This is a genomic window from Thiothrix lacustris DSM 21227 (genome assembly GCF_000621325.1).
Taxonomy (GTDB): domain Bacteria; phylum Pseudomonadota; class Gammaproteobacteria; order Thiotrichales; family Thiotrichaceae; genus Thiothrix; species Thiothrix lacustris.
In genome coordinates, this window is the sequence record NZ_JHYQ01000018.1 from 1 (window position 1) to 19,507 (window position 19,507).

General features: G+C 54.4%; 23 protein-coding genes and 1 tRNA gene. 12 read left to right on the forward strand and 12 right to left on the reverse strand.

Translation table 11 applies throughout. The annotated features are described in order from the left end of the window. Positions 1-244: zinc ribbon domain-containing protein (locus Q394_RS21920; RefSeq protein ID WP_156946810.1), on the forward strand; the 244-nt coding region annotated here is incomplete at its 5' end. Between the two features lie 35 nt (positions 245-279). Here the strand turns inward: Q394_RS21920 and Q394_RS19760 are convergent. Together Q394_RS19760 and Q394_RS0109555 are read right to left on the reverse strand one after the other, a co-directional pair. Beyond that, complete coding sequence (locus Q394_RS19760; protein ID WP_038141092.1) at positions 280-855, reverse strand: DUF2452 domain-containing protein; 576 nt, start codon at positions 853-855, stop codon at positions 280-282. A gap of 9 nt (positions 856-864) precedes the next feature. After that, entirely contained in the window at positions 865-1,107 is a 243-nt protein-coding gene (locus tag Q394_RS0109555; RefSeq protein WP_156946812.1) for a TIGR03643 family protein, read from the reverse strand. Positions 1,108-1,292: 185 nt separating this feature from the next. On the opposite strand from Q394_RS0109555, the gene Q394_RS0109560 reads away from it, so the two are divergent. The 6 genes from Q394_RS0109560 (at position 1,293) to Q394_RS0109585 (ending at position 5,083) form a co-directional block, all read left to right on the forward strand. After that, positions 1,293-2,027 carry an SDR family NAD(P)-dependent oxidoreductase gene (locus Q394_RS0109560; protein ID WP_028489092.1) on the forward strand — a complete coding sequence of 245 codons (735 nt, stop codon included), beginning with the start codon at positions 1,293-1,295 and terminating at the stop codon, positions 2,025-2,027. Positions 2,028-2,055: 28 nt separating this feature from the next. Further along, positions 2,056-2,325: an HNH endonuclease family protein gene (locus Q394_RS0109565; RefSeq protein WP_028489093.1), complete on the forward strand. Its 270-nt coding sequence runs from the start codon at positions 2,056-2,058 to the stop codon at positions 2,323-2,325. Further along, positions 2,322-3,641, forward strand: coding sequence for an ABC1 kinase family protein (locus tag Q394_RS0109570; protein ID WP_028489094.1), 1,320 nt, complete (start codon positions 2,322-2,324; stop codon positions 3,639-3,641). Before Q394_RS0109565 ends, Q394_RS0109570 begins: the two co-directional genes overlap by 4 nt. A 76-nt stretch (positions 3,642-3,717) precedes the next feature. Beyond that, the gene (locus Q394_RS0109575; protein WP_028489095.1) at positions 3,718-4,053 is read left to right on the forward strand and encodes a UPF0175 family protein; all 336 of its coding nucleotides are present in this window, start codon (positions 3,718-3,720) and stop codon (positions 4,051-4,053) included. After that, complete coding sequence (locus tag Q394_RS0109580) at positions 4,041-4,535, forward strand: PIN domain-containing protein (RefSeq protein WP_028489096.1); 495 nt, start codon at positions 4,041-4,043, stop codon at positions 4,533-4,535. Before Q394_RS0109575 ends, Q394_RS0109580 begins: the two co-directional genes overlap by 13 nt. Positions 4,536-4,741: 206 nt before the next feature. After that, on the forward strand, positions 4,742-5,083 hold the full coding sequence (locus Q394_RS0109585; RefSeq protein WP_028489097.1) for a zinc ribbon domain-containing protein YjdM: 342 nt from the start codon (positions 4,742-4,744) through the stop codon (positions 5,081-5,083). Here Q394_RS0109585 and Q394_RS0109590 read toward each other — a convergent pair. From Q394_RS0109590 to Q394_RS0109615, 6 genes are all read right to left on the reverse strand, one after another. Beyond that, positions 5,070-5,489, reverse strand: coding sequence for a SufE family protein (locus tag Q394_RS0109590; protein ID WP_028489098.1), 420 nt, complete (start codon positions 5,487-5,489; stop codon positions 5,070-5,072). The two genes, Q394_RS0109585 and Q394_RS0109590, sit on opposite strands and share 14 nt — an antisense overlap. Before the next feature lie 11 nt (positions 5,490-5,500). Continuing rightward, entirely contained in the window at positions 5,501-5,827 is a 327-nt protein-coding gene (locus Q394_RS0109595) for a DUF59 domain-containing protein (RefSeq protein WP_028489099.1), read from the reverse strand. Further along, on the reverse strand, positions 5,820-6,935 hold the full coding sequence (gene sufD, locus Q394_RS19765) for a Fe-S cluster assembly protein SufD (RefSeq protein WP_051543229.1): 1,116 nt from the start codon (positions 6,933-6,935) through the stop codon (positions 5,820-5,822). The genes Q394_RS0109595 and sufD overlap by 8 nt, the downstream gene beginning before the upstream one ends. Further along, positions 6,932-7,690, reverse strand: coding sequence for a Fe-S cluster assembly ATPase SufC (gene sufC / locus Q394_RS0109605; protein WP_028489100.1), 759 nt, complete (start codon positions 7,688-7,690; stop codon positions 6,932-6,934). Before sufC ends, sufD begins: the two co-directional genes overlap by 4 nt. Before the next feature lie 15 nt (positions 7,691-7,705). After that, a complete protein-coding gene (gene sufB, locus Q394_RS0109610; protein WP_028489101.1) occupies positions 7,706-9,154 on the reverse strand; it encodes a Fe-S cluster assembly protein SufB in 1,449 nt (482 codons plus the stop codon). Between the two features lie 87 nt (positions 9,155-9,241). Beyond that, positions 9,242-10,174, reverse strand: coding sequence for an NAD(P)H-binding protein (locus Q394_RS0109615; RefSeq protein ID WP_028489102.1), 933 nt, complete (start codon positions 10,172-10,174; stop codon positions 9,242-9,244). A gap of 191 nt (positions 10,175-10,365) precedes the next feature. Here Q394_RS0109615 and Q394_RS0109620 point away from each other — a divergent pair, with 191 nt between their 5' ends. Then, positions 10,366-10,584, forward strand: coding sequence for a hypothetical protein (locus Q394_RS0109620; RefSeq protein ID WP_028489103.1), 219 nt, complete (start codon positions 10,366-10,368; stop codon positions 10,582-10,584). Between the two features lie 105 nt (positions 10,585-10,689). Continuing rightward, entirely contained in the window at positions 10,690-13,029 is a 2,340-nt protein-coding gene (gene lon / locus Q394_RS19770) for an endopeptidase La (protein ID WP_051543232.1), read from the forward strand. Between the two features lie 14 nt (positions 13,030-13,043). Here lon and Q394_RS0109630 read toward each other — a convergent pair whose 3' ends face one another. Together Q394_RS0109630 and Q394_RS0109635 are read right to left on the reverse strand one after the other, a co-directional pair. Next, positions 13,044-13,916, reverse strand: coding sequence for a hypothetical protein (locus Q394_RS0109630; RefSeq protein ID WP_028489104.1), 873 nt, complete (start codon positions 13,914-13,916; stop codon positions 13,044-13,046). 18 nt (positions 13,917-13,934) lie between these two features. Next, positions 13,935-15,242 carry a DEAD/DEAH box helicase gene (locus Q394_RS0109635; RefSeq protein ID WP_028489105.1) on the reverse strand — a complete coding sequence of 436 codons (1,308 nt, stop codon included), beginning with the start codon at positions 15,240-15,242 and terminating at the stop codon, positions 13,935-13,937. A 253-nt stretch (positions 15,243-15,495) separates the two neighbouring features. Between Q394_RS0109635 and pckA the strand changes: the two genes are divergently transcribed. Continuing rightward, positions 15,496-17,109: a phosphoenolpyruvate carboxykinase (ATP) gene (gene pckA / locus Q394_RS0109640; protein ID WP_028489106.1), complete on the forward strand. Its 1,614-nt coding sequence runs from the start codon at positions 15,496-15,498 to the stop codon at positions 17,107-17,109. Between the two features lie 141 nt (positions 17,110-17,250). Here pckA and Q394_RS0109645 read toward each other — a convergent pair. Beyond that, positions 17,251-17,338, reverse strand: a tRNA-Ser gene (locus Q394_RS0109645). A gap of 138 nt (positions 17,339-17,476) precedes the next feature. Here Q394_RS0109645 and purM point away from each other — a divergent pair. Continuing rightward, complete coding sequence (gene purM / locus Q394_RS0109650) at positions 17,477-18,520, forward strand: phosphoribosylformylglycinamidine cyclo-ligase (protein WP_028489107.1); 1,044 nt, start codon at positions 17,477-17,479, stop codon at positions 18,518-18,520. Further along, a complete protein-coding gene (purN, locus tag Q394_RS0109655; protein WP_038141094.1) occupies positions 18,510-19,178 on the forward strand; it encodes a phosphoribosylglycinamide formyltransferase in 669 nt (222 codons plus the stop codon). Before purM ends, purN begins: the two co-directional genes overlap by 11 nt. Before the next feature lies 1 nt (position 19,179). Here purN and ppnP read toward each other — a convergent pair whose 3' ends face one another. Then, positions 19,180-19,491 carry a pyrimidine/purine nucleoside phosphorylase gene (gene ppnP, locus Q394_RS0109660; RefSeq protein ID WP_028489109.1) on the reverse strand — a complete coding sequence of 104 codons (312 nt, stop codon included), beginning with the start codon at positions 19,489-19,491 and terminating at the stop codon, positions 19,180-19,182. Positions 19,492-19,507 lie beyond the last annotated feature (16 nt).

Here is a 19,507-nt window from a genome sequence, read left to right on the forward strand (position 1 = left end):
CGGGAGGACATACGTTGAGATAGGGAGATTCTTCCCGTCCACTAAACGCTGTTCCTGCTGTGGGTTCGTGAAAGAAAACATGCCGCTGGACGTGCGATCGTGGGAGTGCCCCGAATGCGGCACAACCCACGACCGTGACGTGAATGCAGCACGTAACATTTTAGCCGCCGGGCTGGCGGTGTTAGCCTTTGGAGAGAATGTTAGTGGCGATGGCATTTCGGTGTCGTCGTCCTGTTCTCGGTGAATTAGGAATCCCCCGGCTTTAGCCGTGGGGAGTAGTCAACCATCACTCCTTTCAATCGTTTCTAATTGCCGCTGTGCCTGCTGATAACTCAAGCCAGCGATACCTGACAGTTGCATCGACTTACCCAACGAACTCGCCAAAGCCGAGGCAAACACCCGCTGGTAAAACGGCAGCGCTTGCACGTAGACGGGTAACGCCTCATCCAATGATTGGCTAGCTTGCAAGGCTTGTTGAAAACGTTCGCGCCGAGTCGCGATAAACGCCATGAAGCTCTGATCATGGCTGGCTTCTTCACTCAAGGTCAGCGTCCACGCAAGGTCATTGTGCAACTCACAACAACCAATAACCTGATCAAACGTGCCTACACTCCATTGCTGTGGTGCCATCAAGGATAACTGGAAACGCTCACCGTAACGGTACAGCCAATAGCTGCGCCCCCTCACCGGCTTGAAGCTAAAGCGGCTTTCCAGAATAAACATTGATGTAAACAACTCAGCAGCAATCTGCTCAACCTGTTTGGGTAAGACAATAACCCCTGACTTCGCCCCACCCAAAGCAGCCAGCACCGGAACCAGCCCTTTGCCTTGTGGGTTTGGATTTTTATACGTCATGCTTTGCTCCTAACGAGTACGCTGCGATGGGCACACAAACCGCCCCACCCCAAACCCGCGCTTGCCGAGGTGCTTAGTGGTGCGCCCCGCCATGCGCTTGCGCCACATCCGAAAACTGGAGGGCTGCATCTGGTCGCGCATCAGTTTGATGACCGCCGCTTCATTGAGCGCGTATTGGGTTTGAATCGCCTCAAACGGGGTACGATCTTCCCACGCCATTTCAATAATCCGGCCAATATCGGCTTCTTCCATCTTCCCATCTGCCATTGCCAATTAATAGTGATATTATCCCGACAAAAACACATTTTGTCACACTCTTGTATAAATACCTGATACCTAGCAAGCCTAATTGCAAAGTTTAGGTACAATGAAGACACTTGTATAACCTTAATCACTAGACGGAACCCTATCATGCGCATCTGTACAGGCCACTAACCATGACACCCACGCCCCGCAATGTATTAGTCGCAGGCGCGTCGGGCGGTATCGGGCAAGCCTTTTGCCAGCAACTGGCAGCGCAATTTCCCGACATCCACCTGATTCGCTTAGCACGTGACACCGACGCGTTGTTACCGTTAAGCATTGCAACGCAAGACATAGGCTTTGATCTCACCGACGAAGCCAGCATGATCAGCGCACTGCAAGCCCTGCCCGCCAAAGCCGAAATAGATTGGGTTTTTATCGCAACAGGTTGGTTGCACGATAACACGACCCAACCCGAAAAAACCTGGCGCAATCTGGAAGCTGATCACCTGCTACGCGCTTTCACCCTGAACACCATCGGCCCCGCATTGCTGGTCAAACACTTGCTGGCAACACTTAACCCCAAACACCCGACCACTATCGGCGTGTTATCCGCACGGGTCGGCAGCATCAGCGACAACCGTTTAGGCGGCTGGCATTCCTACCGCGCCAGCAAAGCCGCGCTGAATATGCTGATTAAAAACTTTGCCATTGAATGCAATCGTATGAAGCGCCCAACCATTATCGTGGGCTTACAACCCGGCACCACCGCGACCGCGCTGTCCGCCCCTTTCCAACGCAATGTGCCTCCCGAACATTTGCAGACAACCGAATTCACCGCCAAGCACTTGCTTAACGTTATGCAAACGCTACAATTGAGCGATTCAGGGCAGCTTTTCGATTTCAAGGGCTTACCCTTCGCACCCTAGGCGTTGTGTTATCTGAAAGGAAACCTCCATGTACCGAGCCAAACTGCAAGCCCAACTCAAATCCCTCAGCACGATTAACCCCACCACCCAATGCTGGGAATGGCAGGGGCAAATCAGCAATAGTGGGCGTGGGCGCATCATGATTCAGGATGACGGAATGCCGCGCACTGTCGGTGCAGACGATGCCAGTTACATCGCATTTTTCGGGGAAATCCCGCCGAAATCGCTGGTACGCCAAACCTGCGGCAATCGCCTGTGCATCAACCCTGAACACCTCGAAGCGATGAAATTGCCATGAGTACCATTGACGAAAAACACAATGCCAGTGTCCCGGCCGGACGGTTGGCACGCATGGCACGCCTAGGCTCACTCGCTACCGGCGTTGCAGGCGGCATGATTGCCGAAGGCGCACGCCAACTCGCCCAAGGCAACCGCCCCACAGTCAGCGACTTGCTGCTCACCCCGGCGAATGCCAAGCGCGTGGCCGATGAGTTGGCACGCTTGCGCGGCGCAGCGATGAAAGTCGGGCAACTGCTGTCGATGGATGCGGGCGATATGCTTCCCCCCGAACTCACCGAGATCCTCTCGCGGCTGCGTTCCGACGCCAAACCCATGCCGTTAAGCCAACTCGCCAAAGTGCTGGATGAGAATTGGGGCAAAGGCTGGAACACGCACTTCCAGCAATTTTCTTTCCAACCCTTAGCGGCGGCTTCCATCGGGCAAGTGCATTCGGCGCAAACCAAAGACGGGCGGCATCTAGCACTGAAAATTCAGTACCCCGGCGTGCGCGAAAGCATCGGCAGCGATGTGGATAATGTCGCCACCTTGCTGCGCATTTCCGGGCTGATCCCCAAAGGCATCGACTACCAGCACCTGTTGGAAGAAGCCAAACTGCAATTGCATCAGGAAGCTGATTATTTGCAGGAAGCGGCGCACATGCGTCATTACCAAACCCTGCTGGCGGATAGCCCTGAATTTACGATCGCGACAGTGCATGACGATTTCACTACCGTGAATATTCTGGCGATGGATTACATTGGTGGTGTGCCGATTGAATCGCTGTCGAGTGCGCCGCAAGAAGAGCGTGATCGCGTCATGACCTTGCTGATGAGCTTATTGTTCCGCGAAATCTTCGACTTCCAGCTGGTGCAGACCGACCCGAATTTTGCCAATTACCGCTATGACCGCGCCACGCAGCAATTGATCCTGCTCGACTTTGGGGCAACCCGCGCCTACCCCACCAGCATTGCCGAAGGCTACCATCAGGTGATGCAGGGCGCTGTGCAAAAAGACCGCGCCATGATGGATGCGGGTGCGACGCAAATCGGTTTCTTCCAGGAATTTATTCGCCCGGAACAGCGCGAAGCGGTGCTGGATTTGTTTGTGCAAGCCTGTGAACCACTACGTTGGGATGGCGTGTATGATTTCGGCACGTCGAATCTGGCAACACGTATCCGCGATGCGGGCATGGCCTTGAGCATGGAACAGGACTATTGGCATACCCCACCGGCGGATGCGCTGTTTTTGCACCGTAAGCTCGGCGGGCTGTATTTGCTGGCGGCGAAGCTGCGGGCGCGGGTGGATGTGGGTGGGTTGTTTGCGCAAAGTACTTAGTGCAAAGTAAACGACTATCCTAGCGTGGACTCAAAGTGTGGACTACACTAAGCCAACTGCTATAGGAGATACTGCCATGTACGCAACCAATGTCCGTGAACTCAAGAAAAACCCATCCCTTGCTATGCGCCATGCGCGTACCGCCCCCGTGTTGATTTTAAAAGGAGATGAACCCGATTCGCTGCTAGTGCATCTGGATGAAACCCTCAGCTGTACCGAAAGTGGTTTGCGCCCCGCATTAGCTGCCAGCTTGTACCGTGAGGGGCTGATGTCCTTGGGCAAAGCGAGCAAACTCAGTAACTTGAGCATGAGTGACTTCATCCGGCATTTAGGGCATTTGGGCATCGAGATTGCACGAGTGGATGAAACAACCCCCTATGAAGCCAAAGATTTGTCTGCATGGCTGTCATAATCAGCGATACCGGCCCATTGCTAGCACTGGCAGGGGTTGGGCAATTGTCTCTGTTGCAGATACTATTCCAACAGGTGCTGATTCCGACGGCAGTGTGGCAAGAGTGCCAAGCACAAAGCGATGGCGCAGCACTGGCGCTTGCACAAGCGCAACAACAGGGATGGTTGGTAGTAAAAACGGTAACAGCACCACAAGATTTCCCAGTCTGTTTGGGGAATGGTGAACAAGAAGCGATGCAGCTTGCCGCCGAATATCCCACCCCATTATTGATCATGGATGACAGACTGGCACGGCGGGAAGCCCTGCAACGGCGACTGACATTTGTTGGGACAGTGAAAATTCTCTGGGTGGCGCAACAACGCGGTGTGATTACCGATGCTGTTAGTGTGTTGGATACAATGGCTGCCAATGGGTATTACCTGTCACGGCAATTACTGGAACAGGCAAGCCAAACGGCAACTGATATTGATGGCTACAACTGAAGCAGAGTATTGGTAATGCCATTTCTGCAAACGCTGGTTGCGGAAACATACCCGAAAAATTGTTGCAACAGCACCCTGATATTGCCCGTACACCCGCACGTTATGGTCTGCGGCCTTCGGAGTGGGAACACTGGTCTGCCTCGCAATAGACCTTCGGAACGCAAATTGTGCTACCCTTGCCGCCTTTTAGCCGAGGTTAAACCCCCATGAGCACTCTGCCAGCCTGCCCCAAATGCGCTTCTGAATACACCTACGAAGACGGTGCCATGTTCGTCTGCCCGGAATGCGCCCACGAATGGCCACAAGTCGCCACTGCCGATGACACCGACAAAGCCCGCGTGATCAAGGATTCCAACGGCAATATCTTGCAAGACGGCGATACCGTCACCGTCATCAAAGACCTGAAACTGAAAGGCTCATCACTGGTGGTCAAGGTTGGCACTAAAGTGAAAAATATCCGTCTGGTCGAAGGCGATCACGATATTGATTGCAAAATTGACGGTATCGGCGCAATGAGCCTGAAATCCGAGTTCGTCAAGAAGATCTAAGCGCTTGCGCCTGCGCCCGCATTTTTTCGACAATCGCATAAATTCCCACATGCCGCGTTGGGCTGAGATTTTCCGCCAGCCGAATGCGATCAAATAACACATCAACGTCCAGATCAATGATGTGTTGGGGGGATTTGTGTGCAAACAGATTGACCAGCAAGGCCACCACACCCTTAATAATAGCGGTGTCACAATCGCCCTGAAACACCAGATTGCCGGGGTGTTGCGGGTCGGGCAAAGCATTCACCCATACCTTGCTCATGCAGGCTTTCACCCGATTATCTTCGGTTTTCTCCGCTTCCGGCATCGGCTCCAAAGCTTCGCCCAACTCGGTCAGGTATTGGTAACGCTGTTCCCAGTCTTCCAGAAAATCAAAGTCGCTGGCAATGCTGTCGATTTCATCCATCGCTTGGTGCCTTAAAACATATCCAGTTGCAAACGGGCATCTTCGCTCATGCGCGATTGATCCCACGGCGGATTCCACACCAATTCCACGGTGACATCGTTGACTTCTACCGGGGAATGCGCCGCCGCTTCCACCATACCCGGTAAACTGCCTGCCACCGGGCAGCCGGGGCTGGTCAGGGTCATGCGGATATGCACGTTATTGCCCTCATCCAGCGCCAAATCGTAAATCAGCCCAAGGTCATACACATTGACGGGGATTTCCGGGTCATACACTTGGCGGATGGCGTTGATGATTTCGCCACGCAACCATTCGCGCTTGGCTTCCAGATCAAGCATCGTTCACTCCCGCAAGGGCGGTAACGCTTGCCAGCCGTTTAGCCAGCAGGGTTTGCGCCTGTTGCTGCAAGGCGGCAGCGTTACAGGTGTCGATGATTTCGCTGGCAAAGCCATCGCATACCATCAGGGTTGCTTGCGTTTGCGGAATGCCCCGCGCTCGCAAGTAAAACAGCATTTCCGGGTCAAGCTGGCCGACAGTCGTGCCGTGGCTGCATTGCACATCATCGGCGTAAATTTCCAGACGTGGGCGGGTGTCGATTTCGGCAGCGCGTGACAACAGCAGGTTATCGTTGCTGAGGCGGGCATCGGTTTTTTGCGCATCGGGTTTGACCACGATATTGCCGTTAAACACTGCCTTGCCATTGCCATACAAAATACCCTTGAAGCGTGCATTACTGCTGCAACCGGGCAAGTTGTGGATCACATCCAAATGCATGTCGTGCGTTTGCTGATCCCCGACGAGGTAAAAACCGTTGAGGTCGCAATGCGCCCCCGTGCCGCTGAAAGCGACGTGGAACTCGGTGCGTGACCATGCTCCGCCGAAGGCCAGCGTCGTACCGTGATAATGGCTGCCAGCCGCCTGATTCACATGCAAACTGGACAAATGCCGGGTACGTAGGCTTTCTTGCTGCAAACGCGGGTGTGACAGCCGCGCCCCCGCTTCCAGAAACACCTCCACCACCGCGTTATTCAGGCACAAGGTGTCGGATAAATGCGTGTATTGCTCGACCAGTGTCGCGTGTGCGCCCGCTTCCAACACCACCCGTAGGCGCGGCTGGGCGATGAATTCGCTCTCGAAGCTAAAGCTGACGTGCAGCACTTCCAGCGCTTGCGCCAATACGCTGCCAGCCTTGATGCGGATAGACACACCCTCGTCGGGTGAATCGGTATTCAGGGTAGTTGCCACCGTGACACTGCCATCCTGCGGTAGCGTCGACAGTTCTGGCATGAAAAAGCCGTTGAGCATGACCACGCGCAGGCTCTCCACCGGGGTCAGGCGCAATTGTTCCACGTCATCCGGGGTCAGCAAATCATCTTCCAGCGCAACGGGTTGGAAACTCCCCAGCAAGGTAGCAATGGCTTCGGGTGAAGTGGGTAAGGTATTCATGCTGCTTGCTCCAAGCCATCCTGAACCCAGCCGTAGCCTTTGGCTTCCAGTTCTAACGCCAGTGATTTGTCGCCGGACATAACGATTTTGCCGCCGCTCAATACATGCACCACGTCAGGCTCGATGTAATCCAGCAGCCGTTGGTAGTGGGTAATCACCAGCATGGCACGTTCCGGGCTGCGCAAGGTATTCACCCCACGCGCCACGATTTTCAGCGCGTCAATGTCGAGGCCGGAATCGGTTTCATCCAGAATCGCCAGACTCGGTTCCAGCAGCGTCATTTGCAGGATCTCGTTGCGCTTCATTTCGCCGCCAGAAAAACCGGCGTTGACGTAACGTTTTAGCAGGCTTTCATCCATTTCCAGCGCTTTGAGCTTGTCACGCACCAGCCGCATAAAGGCCAGCGAATTCAATTCAGCCTCGCCGCGTGCCTTGCGGATGGCATTCAAGGCCATTTGCAGGAAATAGGTGTTGTTGACGCCGGGGATTTCCACCGGATACTGGAACGCCATGAAAATACCCTGCTGGGCACGCACTTCCGGCGCCAACGCCAGCAAATCCTGCCCCTTGTAGGTCACGCTGCCCTCGGTCACGACGTATTCTTCACGCCCTGCCAACACTTTGGAGAGGGTACTTTTACCCGAACCGTTCGGCCCCATCAGGGCGTGGATTTCACCGGGTTTGATCTCCAGATTCAAGCCAGTGAGGATTTCCTTGCCGTTAACGACTACGTGTAGGTCTTTGACTGATAACATGTTCATTCTCCTGTATTACCCCACTGCGCCTTCTAAACTGATTGCCAGCAATTTCCGCGCTTCCACCGCGAATTCCATCGGCAATTCCTTGAAGACTTCCTTGCAGAAACCGTTGACGATCATCGACACCGCGTCTTCCGGCGATAAGCCGCGTTGGCGGCAGTAGAACAATTGGTCTTCACCGATTTTCGAGGTAGTGGCTTCGTGTTCAACTTTGGCGGTTGGGTTGGCGACTTCGATATAGGGGAAGGTGTGCGCCCCGCACTTGTCCCCGATCAGCAGCGAATCGCACTGGGTGTGGTTGCGCCCGTTTTCCGCGCTCTGGTTCATGCGCACCAAGCCACGGTAGGTGTTTTGCCCACGGTCGGCGGAAATGCCTTTAGAAACAATGGTGCTGCGAGTGTTTTTGCCGATGTGATACATTTTCGTGCCAGTGTCGGCCTGTTGTGCGCCACGGGTCACGGCAACCGAATAGAATTCGCCCACCGCATCGTCACCTTTGAGGATGCAACTGGGGTATTTCCAAGTAATCGCTGAGCCGGTTTCCACCTGTGTCCACGAAATGTGTGAACGGTCGCCCGCACACAAACCGCGCTTGGTGACGAAGTTGTAAATGCCGCCTTTGCCGTTAGCATCGCCGGGATACCAGTTTTGCACGGTGGAATATTTGATCTCGGCATCTTCCAGCGCAATCAGCTCGACCACGGCGGCGTGGAGCTGGTTTTCATCACGTTGCGGCGCGGTGCAACCTTCCAGATAGCTAACGTAGCTGCCTTTGTCGGCAATGATCAGAGTACGCTCGAACTGCCCGGTATTGCGTTCATTAATGCGGAAATAGGTAGAAAGCTCCATCGGGCAACGCACACCGGGCGGGATGTACACAAACGTGCCATCCGTAAACACGGCGGCATTCAGGGCAGCGAAATAGTTGTCGTCGGGCGGCACGACCGTGCCAAGGTATTGTTGCACCATTGCCGGGTATTCGCGCATCGCTTCGGAAATCGAGCAGAAAATCACCCCGGCTTCGGCGAGTTGCTTGCGGAACGTGGTCGCTACCGACACGCTGTCGAACACCATATCGACCGCAACACCTGCCAGCACTTTTTGCTCTTGCAACGGAATACCGAGTTTCTCGTAAGTACGCAGCAATTCCGGGTCGACCTCATCCAGGCTTTTGGGGCCGTCAGACGCCGATTTTGGGGCGGAATAATAGGAAATGGCTTGGTAGTCGATCTTGGGGTAATGCAGGTGTGCCCACGTCGGCTCGGTCATCGTCAGCCACTGGCGGAAGGCTTGCAAACGCCACTCGCACATGAACTCAGGCTCGCGTTTCTTGGCGGAAATGAAGCGGATCACTGACTCATCCACACCCGGCGGCACGGTGTCAGACTCAATATCGGTAATGAACCCGGCGGCATAACCGGCGTGGTTCATTGCATCAAGCTGTCGTTCTGCGGCTTCCATTCTCACTGCCTCTCAAATAGTTGAGTTGGTTAGTAGGAATATAGGCAAGTGAGGGGGAAGCCGCAAATAGGCTTGTAAGGAGTGGAGCTATTCCGATCCCCCTAAATACCCCAAATTCTCCAGCGCAAAGCGTTTCGGCGTCATCCTGAACGTTTGCCACGCGGAGTTATCGCTACAGGTATTCCCTTCCAGCAACATCACGATCTGGTCACGGGTAATCGGGAACCATGCCTGCTTATCCAACACACCAGCAACCACCTTGAGGATTGCCGCCGGGGCAGGCACGGCGAGTTTGCCACTGCGCCCGGAAGCCTGCGCCAAGGTCTGGATAATGGCTTTCCAGCTCACCGCATCCGCCCCGCACAACGCAAAGGTTTTGCCGATGGCAGCAGGATTATCCAACGCCCCTACGAACGCTTGCGCCACATCCGTCACATGCACGGGCTGCATCTGAAATTCACCCGCTTGCAAGATATTCACCCCACCGAAAAACAGCGGCGCGGGAATCGGCGGCAACACCAGTTCTTTCTGCAATTGCGTGCAGAATTCCATCTTGCCACGCGGCTCACCGAAAATGACCGAAGGCCGGAACACCGTCCACGCCAGCCCGGAAGCTTGCACACATTGTTCGGCGCGGAACTTGGTATCCTGATATTTCGTGCCGCCCGCTTTCACGCCGTTGGCACTCATCAGGATGAAATGTTTCACCCCCTGACGTTGCGCGGCCGCGACTGTGCGCTCCACACCCAGAAACTGGCTTTCTTCGTAAGTGATGCCCTTGGCGGGGAATTCGCGCAGGATGCCGATCAGGTAAATCACCGCATCCGTGCCTTGCAAGCAGTTATCCAGCGCGGCGCTATCACCAATGTTGCCAGAAACGGTTTCACACTGGCTGGCAGCGGCGAGTTTGCCCTCGCTCCCCGCCCGCACTAACACACGCGGGGTATGCCCGGCCTGTAACAACGCATCAATGAGGTAAGTGCCGACGAAGCCTGTACCGCCGATAATGCTGACATTCATATTTAAAATCCTTGTGATTGCTGCCTATTAGGAATTATCGCCCCATATCCACTGCAATAGCCATAAACACCAGTTTAATGATGGATGTTGTAAGACTCTTGTATAAATACCCGATGCATTATAGGACTAATTGCATCACTTTCGTACAAGAAAGACACTTAACCAACAATAACCGCTAGGAGAATTTGATTATGCGCGTCTGCACGCTTGACCCGATCACACTGGAAGATGTCACCGACCTCGAAAACGCCCCGTTCATCATGGATGGCGACCTGAAAATCTACTTCCAGTCCGAAGCCAACAAATGTGAATACCTTGATATTCCCATGCATGGCGGTGAAAACAGCCCCGGCTTGAAGAAAATTTTCGACGACATGGCTAACTGCTCCATCACGGGCAGCATCAACTAATGCCGCAGTACTGATACTTGAAATTTCCCCGGCTAGCACAATCTTATCCAATAAGAATAGTTGACCTTTTCACTAGGTTAATACACATACCATAGAGGCAAAAGCATGAACGAACCACTGATCCTGATCCCCATGCGTGACATTGTGCTATTTCCCGGCATGGCTATCCCCATCACCGTTGGGCGTGAACAATCACTGGCAGCCGCACAGGAAGCCGTCAAAAATGGCAGCAAAATCGGTCTGGTACTGCAAAAGCAGCCCGACATTAACGAGCCAGCTAGCGACCACCTGCACCCTATTGGCACGCTGGCCAATATTGTGCGCTACGTCACCACCTCCAGCGGCACACACCATTTAGTGGTGCAAGGTGAGGAACGTTTCCGCGTGCGCGATTACGTGGAAGGCTTGCCGTATCTGGCAGCACACGTCGACATGATTCCTGAAGCCGATGACGACGACCCCGAAATCAAGGCACGGATGCGCCACTTGCAGGAAAAAGCCATCGAAACCCTGCAACTGTTACCGCAAGCCCCGCCCGAAGCGGTAGCTGCTATCCAGAGCATGGAATACGCAGGCGCACTCGCCGATTTAGTCAGCAATTTCCTCGATATCAGCCCGCAGGAAAAGCAGGTGATCCTCGAAACCACCGCGCTGCGCGAACGCCTCGACAAGGTAGCCGAACACGTGCGCCACCAGCTTGAAGTGTTAAAACTCACCCGCGAAATCGACCAGCAAACCAAACAGTCGATGGATGCCCGCCAGCGCGAATACATGCTGCGCGAACGCCTCAAAGCCATCCAAAAGGAACTGGGCGAAGACGATGACGACAGCAACCAAAGCGAAATCGACGAACTGAAACAAGCGATTGCCGACGCCAATATGTCCACCGAGGCTGCCGAACAAGCCCGCAAGGAACTCAAGCGCCTGCAAAAAATGCCGGAATCCTCCGGTGAATATTCCATGATCCGCACCTACCTCGACTGGCTCATCGACCTACCGTGGAACACGCTGGAAGCGGAAAACATCGACATCGCCAAAGCCCGCGAAGTGCTCGACGAAGACCATTACGGTTTGGAGAAAATCAAAAAGCGCATCCTCGAATACCTCGCGGTACGCAAACTCAACCCGCAAGGCCGCAGCCCGATTCTGTGTTTCGTGGGGCCTCCCGGTGTCGGCAAAACCTCGCTGGGCAAAAGCATTGCGCGGTCGCTTGGCCTGCCCTTCGTGCGTTCCAGCCTTGGCGGGGTACATGACGAAGCTGAAATCCGGGGGCATCGCCGCACCTACATGGGCGCATTACCCGGCAATATCATTCAGGAAATGCGCAAAGCCGGAAGCCGCAACCCGGTGTTCATGCTCGACGAAATCGACAAACTCGGCGGCGGCGGTTTCCACGGCGACCCAGCAGCGGCTTTACTGGAAGTGCTTGACCCGGCGCAAAACGAAACTTTCCGCGACAACTATCTGGCGTTGCCGTTTGACCTGAGCAAAGTGGTATTCATTGCTACTGCCAACGTGCTGGATTCCATTCCAGGGCCGTTGCGTGACCGCATGGAAATCATCAGCCTGCCCGGTTACACCGAAGACGAAAAGGTCGAAATCGCCAAACGCTACCTGCTGTCACGTCAGCTTGAAGCGCATGGCCTGAAACCGGCACAAGCCCACGTCAGCGAAGCCGCTTTGCGCAGCATCGTCAGCGATTACACCCGCGAGGCCGGTTGCCGCAACTTGGAACGCGAAATCGCAGCCGTGTTGCGCAATGCCGCCATCCAGATTGCTGAGGGCAACACCGAGCGGGTAGCGATTACCCCGGCGGAATTGCCCGCGATCCTCGGCTCGCAACGCTTTGAAAGCGAAGTGGCCATGCGCACCAGCGTACCCGGCGTGGCGACTGGCTTGGCGTGGACGCCTGTGGGTGGCGACATCCTGTTCATCGAAACCACTAAAATGCCGGGGCATGGCAAGCTGATCATCACCGGGCAACTCGGCGACGTGATGAAGGAAAGTGCACAAGCCGCCCTGAGCCTGATCAAGTCGCAAGCCAGACGCTTTGGGGTTGACCCGCAAGTCTTCGAAAAACACGACATCCACTTGCACGTTCCGGCGGGCGCAATCCCCAAGGATGGCCCCAGTGCAGGCGTGTCGATTTTCACTTCGCTGGTCTCCTTGCTGAGTGATCGTAAGGTACGCAGTGATGTAGCAATGACCGGCGAAATCAGCTTACGCGGCTTGGTGCTACCGATTGGTGGGGTCAAGGAAAAATGCCTCGCCGCCTTGCGTGCCGGGATTCACACCGTGATGTTGCCCGCACGTAACCGCCGCGATCTGGAAGATGTGCCGGAAAATGCCCGCAAACAGCTCAACTTCATCTGGCTGGAACGGGTGGAAGATGCGATTGCAGCGGCACTGGAACTGCCGGAAGTGGCGATGCAGACGGCAGCTTGATTGACCCTACTCCGTTAATCTTTCAGGCAAGCATCCCGTAAGCGTGCCTCGACCCGTAACGCTGTCATGCGCTGCGGGTCAGCAACGGCTGGGTATAGATGGAAGCTGGCTGCCACTTCTTGTGCATACTGGCTGGCCATTTGCTCTACGCGGTCGCGGCTTTCCAGCGACAAGCCTTGCAGCATCAGCAGGTGCGGCGATAAGCGCTGTAGGTAACGTTCACACAATGCCTGTTCCGCTGGGTTATCCCAGGTTTCGCGTAATAACAGGGGGGGGAAATAGTCCGCTGGCAAGTGTGCGTCTAGCACTTCAGCAGCGGTATTCAGCGCTTGACCGCTACCATCCGCCGCACGCAAGAACCAGCGGGTTTGGGGGTTTTGTCCGGCACGCTGTTTGACGTTTTGTTCAAGTCGGTAACTGGGTGGGGGTGCGCCGCGCTGTTCTTCTTCGGGGGTGTTGTACAGGTCTAGCTGGCTGGCATTGAGCGCTTTCCAGATCGGGTGGATGCTGGTTTGCAGCATTTCGCTGGCAAGGCGGCAACTGGCGAGCAGCGCCAAAGGTTGGCGGTGTTTTTCATCCAGCAACCAGAATTCGTAGTGATCGTCTTGTGGCAGAGGTACGGCGGTGGTTTCGAGTGCCGTTACCAGTGGTCGGTAGGCGCTTTCTACTGCGTCACGCTCAATGCTGGGGTCGAGGGGATAGGGGCGGAAACCGTTGCGCTTTGTCCAACGCCCGATACGAGCGTACTGGATACCGCGTGGCGTATGACATTGGAATTGAAGTTCCCACTCCAATCCATTGTAACTTAAGGCACGAATCTGCTCTGATGCCACTACCTGAACAGCACCGTTAAAGGGATTGTGCAAGCGTTTGGCATAGGCTTTCATGCGGGAAACTCCTTAGACTTAACCGGCTGGGTTGGGGCGTCTGCGCCGCCGTCCACCGCCCCCCTGACCACCGCCACTGTGTTGACGGGGTGGGCGGTTGCCATCAGGGTGATGGTTGACCCGCTCACGCTGAGTGCGCTGCGGACGCTTCAGTTCAGTGGGGAGCAATTCGGCAGTAATCCGTTCCACCGGAATCGACTTGCCGGTGTATTCCTCAATATCCGGCAGGTAGAACGCGGTGTCTTCACACGCAAAACTGTGCGCCTCTCCCGATGCCCCGGCGCGCGCAGTACGCCCGATACGGTGGACATAATCTTCCGCCAATTGCGGCAAATCGAAGTTGAAGACGTGCGACACATCGGGGATGTGCAAACCACGCGCCGCCACATCGGTGGCAATCATCACTTGAAACTCACCCGCCTCAAACGCTTGCAGCAGCTTTTCACGCTTGTTCTGGCGTACATCGCCGGAAATCAGGTCGGAGGTAATGCCATTCGCCCGCAAGAAATCATCAATCTTTTCCGCAATGTGCTTGGTATTGACGAACACAATCGCCCGGAACGGCTGGAGCTTGCGAATCAGGCCAATCAACAGGGGAATCTTTTCATCATTCGCCGGGAAGTACACATGCTCGGTAATATTATCCGCCCGCACCGATTCGGTCTCGATTTTGACCTGTTGCGGGTTATTCATGTGTTCATACGCCAATTCCAGCACGCGCTGCGACAGCGTAGCAGAAAACAGCATGTTCAAACGTTTCGCAGGCGGCGGCATTTTGTGCATCAGGAAGCGCACATCTTGAATGAAACCCATGTCAAACATGCGGTCGGCTTCATCCATCACCAAAGCTTGGGTGTATTTTAGGGTGAAAACGTGTTGTTTCCAGTAATCAATCACCCGACCCGGCGTACCGATTAACACATCCACCGGCTCTTCAAATTGACGGCGTTGCTTGTCGTAGCCTGCCCCACCGTAGACCAGTACCGAACGTAAGCCGGTATGCTTGCCCAGCTCTTCAGCATCACGCGCAATCTGGATCGCCAGTTCGCGGGTCGGCGCGAGGATCATGCAACGCACGGTGCCTGCCCCGGCATCCGGCAACGGATTACTCAGTAAATGCTGGAACACAGCTACCAGAAACGCGCCGGTTTTACCCGTACCCGTTTGTGCCTGACCAGCAATATCCTGCCCTGCCAAGGTGAATGGCAAGGTTTCCGCCTGAATGCGCGAGCAAAATTCAAAGCCGGTTTCCCGAATAGAGGCTAATAAGCGTTCATCCAGCGGGAAATCGTCGAAACGTGTTTGACTTAAATACAAATTTTCCATTGCGTGAGAATATCACACTGCCTCAACAAGTCGTCACAAAAAGCACCGCAACTTTGACCTATTTTTCAAGAAAACCGTACACACGTTTGTATTGTCGACAGCTTTCTTGAGCAATGTCGACAATGAAGCTGATTAAACCTGATTTTCGGATGAAATGTATTCTAATAGTCGACACCATACGATATTATCTTTTGCCTTCTTTATACCTGAACGACATATTGTCGACATTACACAGCGCTACCGGAGGCGTCACATGAGTACAACAGGCACACTGGCACAACATCTTGCCAGCACGTTGGGACTGAAAACTTCACAAAATCTTTACTGGAACCAATCATCCCCGGTTCTATACGAACAAGCCCTAAACCGCAGCGAAGGCAAAATCAGCGAAGATGGCGTATTTGTTGCCTACACAGGCACCTTTACAGGCCGCGCCCCCAACGATAAATTTATCGTGGATGATGCTGGCTCGCATGACAAGGTATGGTGGGGCAAAGTCAACAAGGCGTTGAGTGAAGCACAGTTCAACCAAATTTTGGCAGATGCCCTTCAGTTCCTTGATGGACGTGAACTGTTTGTACAAGACCTGTTAGCAGGCGCAAGCGAAGCCGATGAATTGCCGGTGCGTATTATTACCCAATATGCTTGGCACGCTTTGTTTGCCCGCAATATGTTTATCCGCCCAGACGAATTGAACCGCACGCTAGATGTGGCTGAACCCAAATTTACCGTCATCCATGTGCCTGATATGCAGGCAGACCCGGAAACGCACGGCACACATTCCGGGGCTTTCGTCCTGTTGAACCTGAGCCGTGGGCTGATTCTGATTGGCGGCACGCATTACGCGGGCGAAATCAAGAAATCCATCTTCTCGGTACTCAACTACCTGCTGCCGCAACGTGGCATTATGTCGATGCACGCTTCCGCCAATGTTGGCAAAGAAGGCGACGTTGCTATCCTGTTCGGGCTTTCTGGCACGGGCAAGACGACCCTTTCCGCTGATCCAAAACGCTCGCTGATTGGTGATGACGAGCACGGTTGGAGCGACAATGGCGTGTTCAATCTGGAAGGCGGCTGCTACGCCAAGGTCATCAACCTTTCGGCAGAACAAGAGCCGATGATCTACCAAACCACCAAAACCTTCGGCACGGTGCTGGAAAACGTGGTAATGGATCAGGCAACCCGCAAGCTGAATCTGGATGATAACAGCCTGACCGAAAACACCCGTGCCAGCTACCCCATTACCCAGATTCCGGGCGCGTTGTACCCCGGCAAAGCAGGCCACCCCAAGCACATTATCATGCTGACCTGTGATGCTTTCGGTGTATTGCCACCGATTTCCAAACTGACCACCGAACAGGCGATGTACCACTTCATTTCCGGTTATACCGCCAAGGTTGCGGGCACGGAAAAAGGTGTAACTGAACCGACGGCTACTTTCAGCACTTGCTTTGGTGCACCGTTCATGGCCTTACATCCGTCGGTTTACGCGGATTTGTTGGGCAAGAAGATCAATGAACACGAGGTTTCGTGCTGGCTGGTAAATACGGGCTGGACAGGCGGCGCTTACGGCGTGGGCAAGCGCATGAACATCCATCACACCCGCAGCATGGTCAATGCGGCACTGAGCGGTGAATTGGATGGCGTAGCAATGCGTCAGGATGCCATTTTCGGCCTGAATATCCCGGTTGAATGCCCGGATGTGCCTTCGGCAGTGCTAGACCCGTCTTCAACCTGGGCAGACAAAGCCGCGTATGAAGCAAAAGCAACACATCTGGCCTCGCTGTTCCACCAGAACTTTGCGGAATACAGCGCGGGTGTGGCGGATAGCATTTGTGCAGCAGGGCCGTTGAAAGGCCAAGTTTAACCATACGCAGACAAAAGCCCGTGCGGATTAACATCTGCATGGGTTTTTTACGTTGATGCTGCTTTTGAAATAAAAAAGCCCTTGCAGAACACAGTCTGCAAGGGCTTTTGAGATTTCATGATACATCATGAAATCATTATATGGCGGAGAGCGAGGGATTCGAACCCCCGGAGGTTTAACCCTCAACGGTTTTCAAGACCGCCGCATTCGACCACTCTGCCAGCTCTCCGAAGGATGCGTATGTTACGTAAAACTCAATGACATTTCCAGTCTTTTTTCGCATAAAGCGTTACTTTTCTGTCTGTCAGCCTTGGGGTGGCTATGATAGAATCCCGCCTTTATGACTGCCCTAACAGAGACAGGCTTAATGGACTCAAGCAAACCCTCCCTAACTTACCGTGATGCTGGCGTTGATATTGATGCAGGCAACAATTTGGTTGAACGCATCAAACCTCTTGCCCAGCGCACTAGACGCCCTGAAATGCTGAGTGGGCTAGGTGGCTTCGGCGCACTCATGTCGATCCCCTCGCACTACAAAAACCCAGTACTGGTCTCTGGTACAGATGGCGTCGGCACCAAGCTGAAACTGGCGATTGATACTGGCATTTACGACAGCATCGGCATTGACCTCGTGGCCATGTGCGTAAATGACATTATCGTCAGCGGTGCAGAACCCCTATTTTTCCTCGACTACTACGCCACTGGCAAACTGGATGTAGCTGTCGCCGAACAAGTCATCAGCGGCATTGCCGAAGGCTGTGTACAAGCAGGCGCGGCACTTTCCGGCGGTGAAACCGCAGAAATGCCCGGCATGTACCACGGCGATGATTTCGATCTGGCAGGTTTCTGCGTCGGCGTGGTCGAGCGTGACAATATTCTGGATAATTCCCGCGTACACCGCAACGACGTGCTGATTGGCTTGGCCTCCACCGGCCCACATTCCAACGGCTACTCACTGATCCGCAAAATCATTGAAGTCAGTGGCGCGTCGCTGGACGAGCCGTTCGGTGACAGCACACTGGGGCGTACCCTGCTGGAACCTACCCGCATTTACGTCAAAGCCATACTCGGCCTGATGCGCCGTTACAACCTGCACGCAGTAGCGCACATCACTGGCGGCGGCATCACCGAAAACCTGCCACGGGTACTACCTGCCCGCACCAAAGCCAAAATCAGCCTCAGTAGCTGGCAGCGCCCAGAAATCTTCGGCTGGTTACAGGAAAAAGGTCAGGTATCCGATGATGAAATGCTACGTACCTTCAACTGCGGCATTGGTATGATTCTGGTCGTACCCGCCGATAAATCCGAAGAGATTATCAGCACTTGCCGCCTAGAAAACATCAAGGCATGGGAAATCGGCTCGATGGATGCTTCCGACAGTGAAACACCTTTTGTCGAATATGGCGCATAAACCCCTGACAGCACTGCCAACGTTGGTAGTGCTGATTTCCGGCAGCGGCAGCAACCTGCAAGCCATCCTTAAAGCCATCCAGACGGGTCGCTTGCAAGCCCGTATCGGGGCGGTCATCAGTAACCGCCCCGATGTCTACGGCTTGCAACGCGCGGCTGAGGCAGGCATTCCCACTGCAGTCGTTGATCACACCGCCTTCGCCAACCGTGACGGCTTCGATGAAACCTTGCAGCAGCAAATTGATAGCTTCAAACCTGATCTGGTGGTGCTGGCTGGTTTCATGCGCATCCTCACCCCCGCGTTTGTACGCCATTACCAAGGGCGGATGCTGAATATCCACCCTTCCCTGCTGCCCTTGTACAAAGGCATCCATACCCATCGGCGGGTACTGGAAGACGGTGGCGATGAACACGGCGTCAGCGTCCATTTCGTCACCCCAGAACTCGACGGCGGCCCGCTCATTATGCAAGCCAAAGTACCGGTATTACCGAGTGATTCCGAAACTAGTCTCGCAGAACGGGTACAGGTACAGGAACACGTCATTTACCCGCAAGTGGTGAAATGGTTCGTGGAAGGCAGGCTAAAACTGGAAGGCAATCAGGCAATGCTGGACGGAAACGCGTTAACACGCCCCATCCAGCATCTCAGCGGCGAATAAATCAGCCGAAATGGCAAACGTAGTGCAAATCTTCCAACGTCTCAATGTCGAAGGATGAGTTAGCACCCACCTCGAAAGATTGACCGCCTGCGTATTCTACCCAGGCGTCGTTCCCCGCCAGACGCACCTTGCAACGGCCTTGCAGCAATTCCATGATCTCCGGCGCACCGGTATTGAATTTCAAGGTGGATGGCAAAATCACCCCAACACTTTTGCGCGTCCCATCCGCCAGCGTCACGGTGTGGCTGACACACTTGCCATCGAAATACACATTCGCTGTCTTGCTAACGCTGACATTCTCAAACTGACTCATACACTTCCTTTCTAAA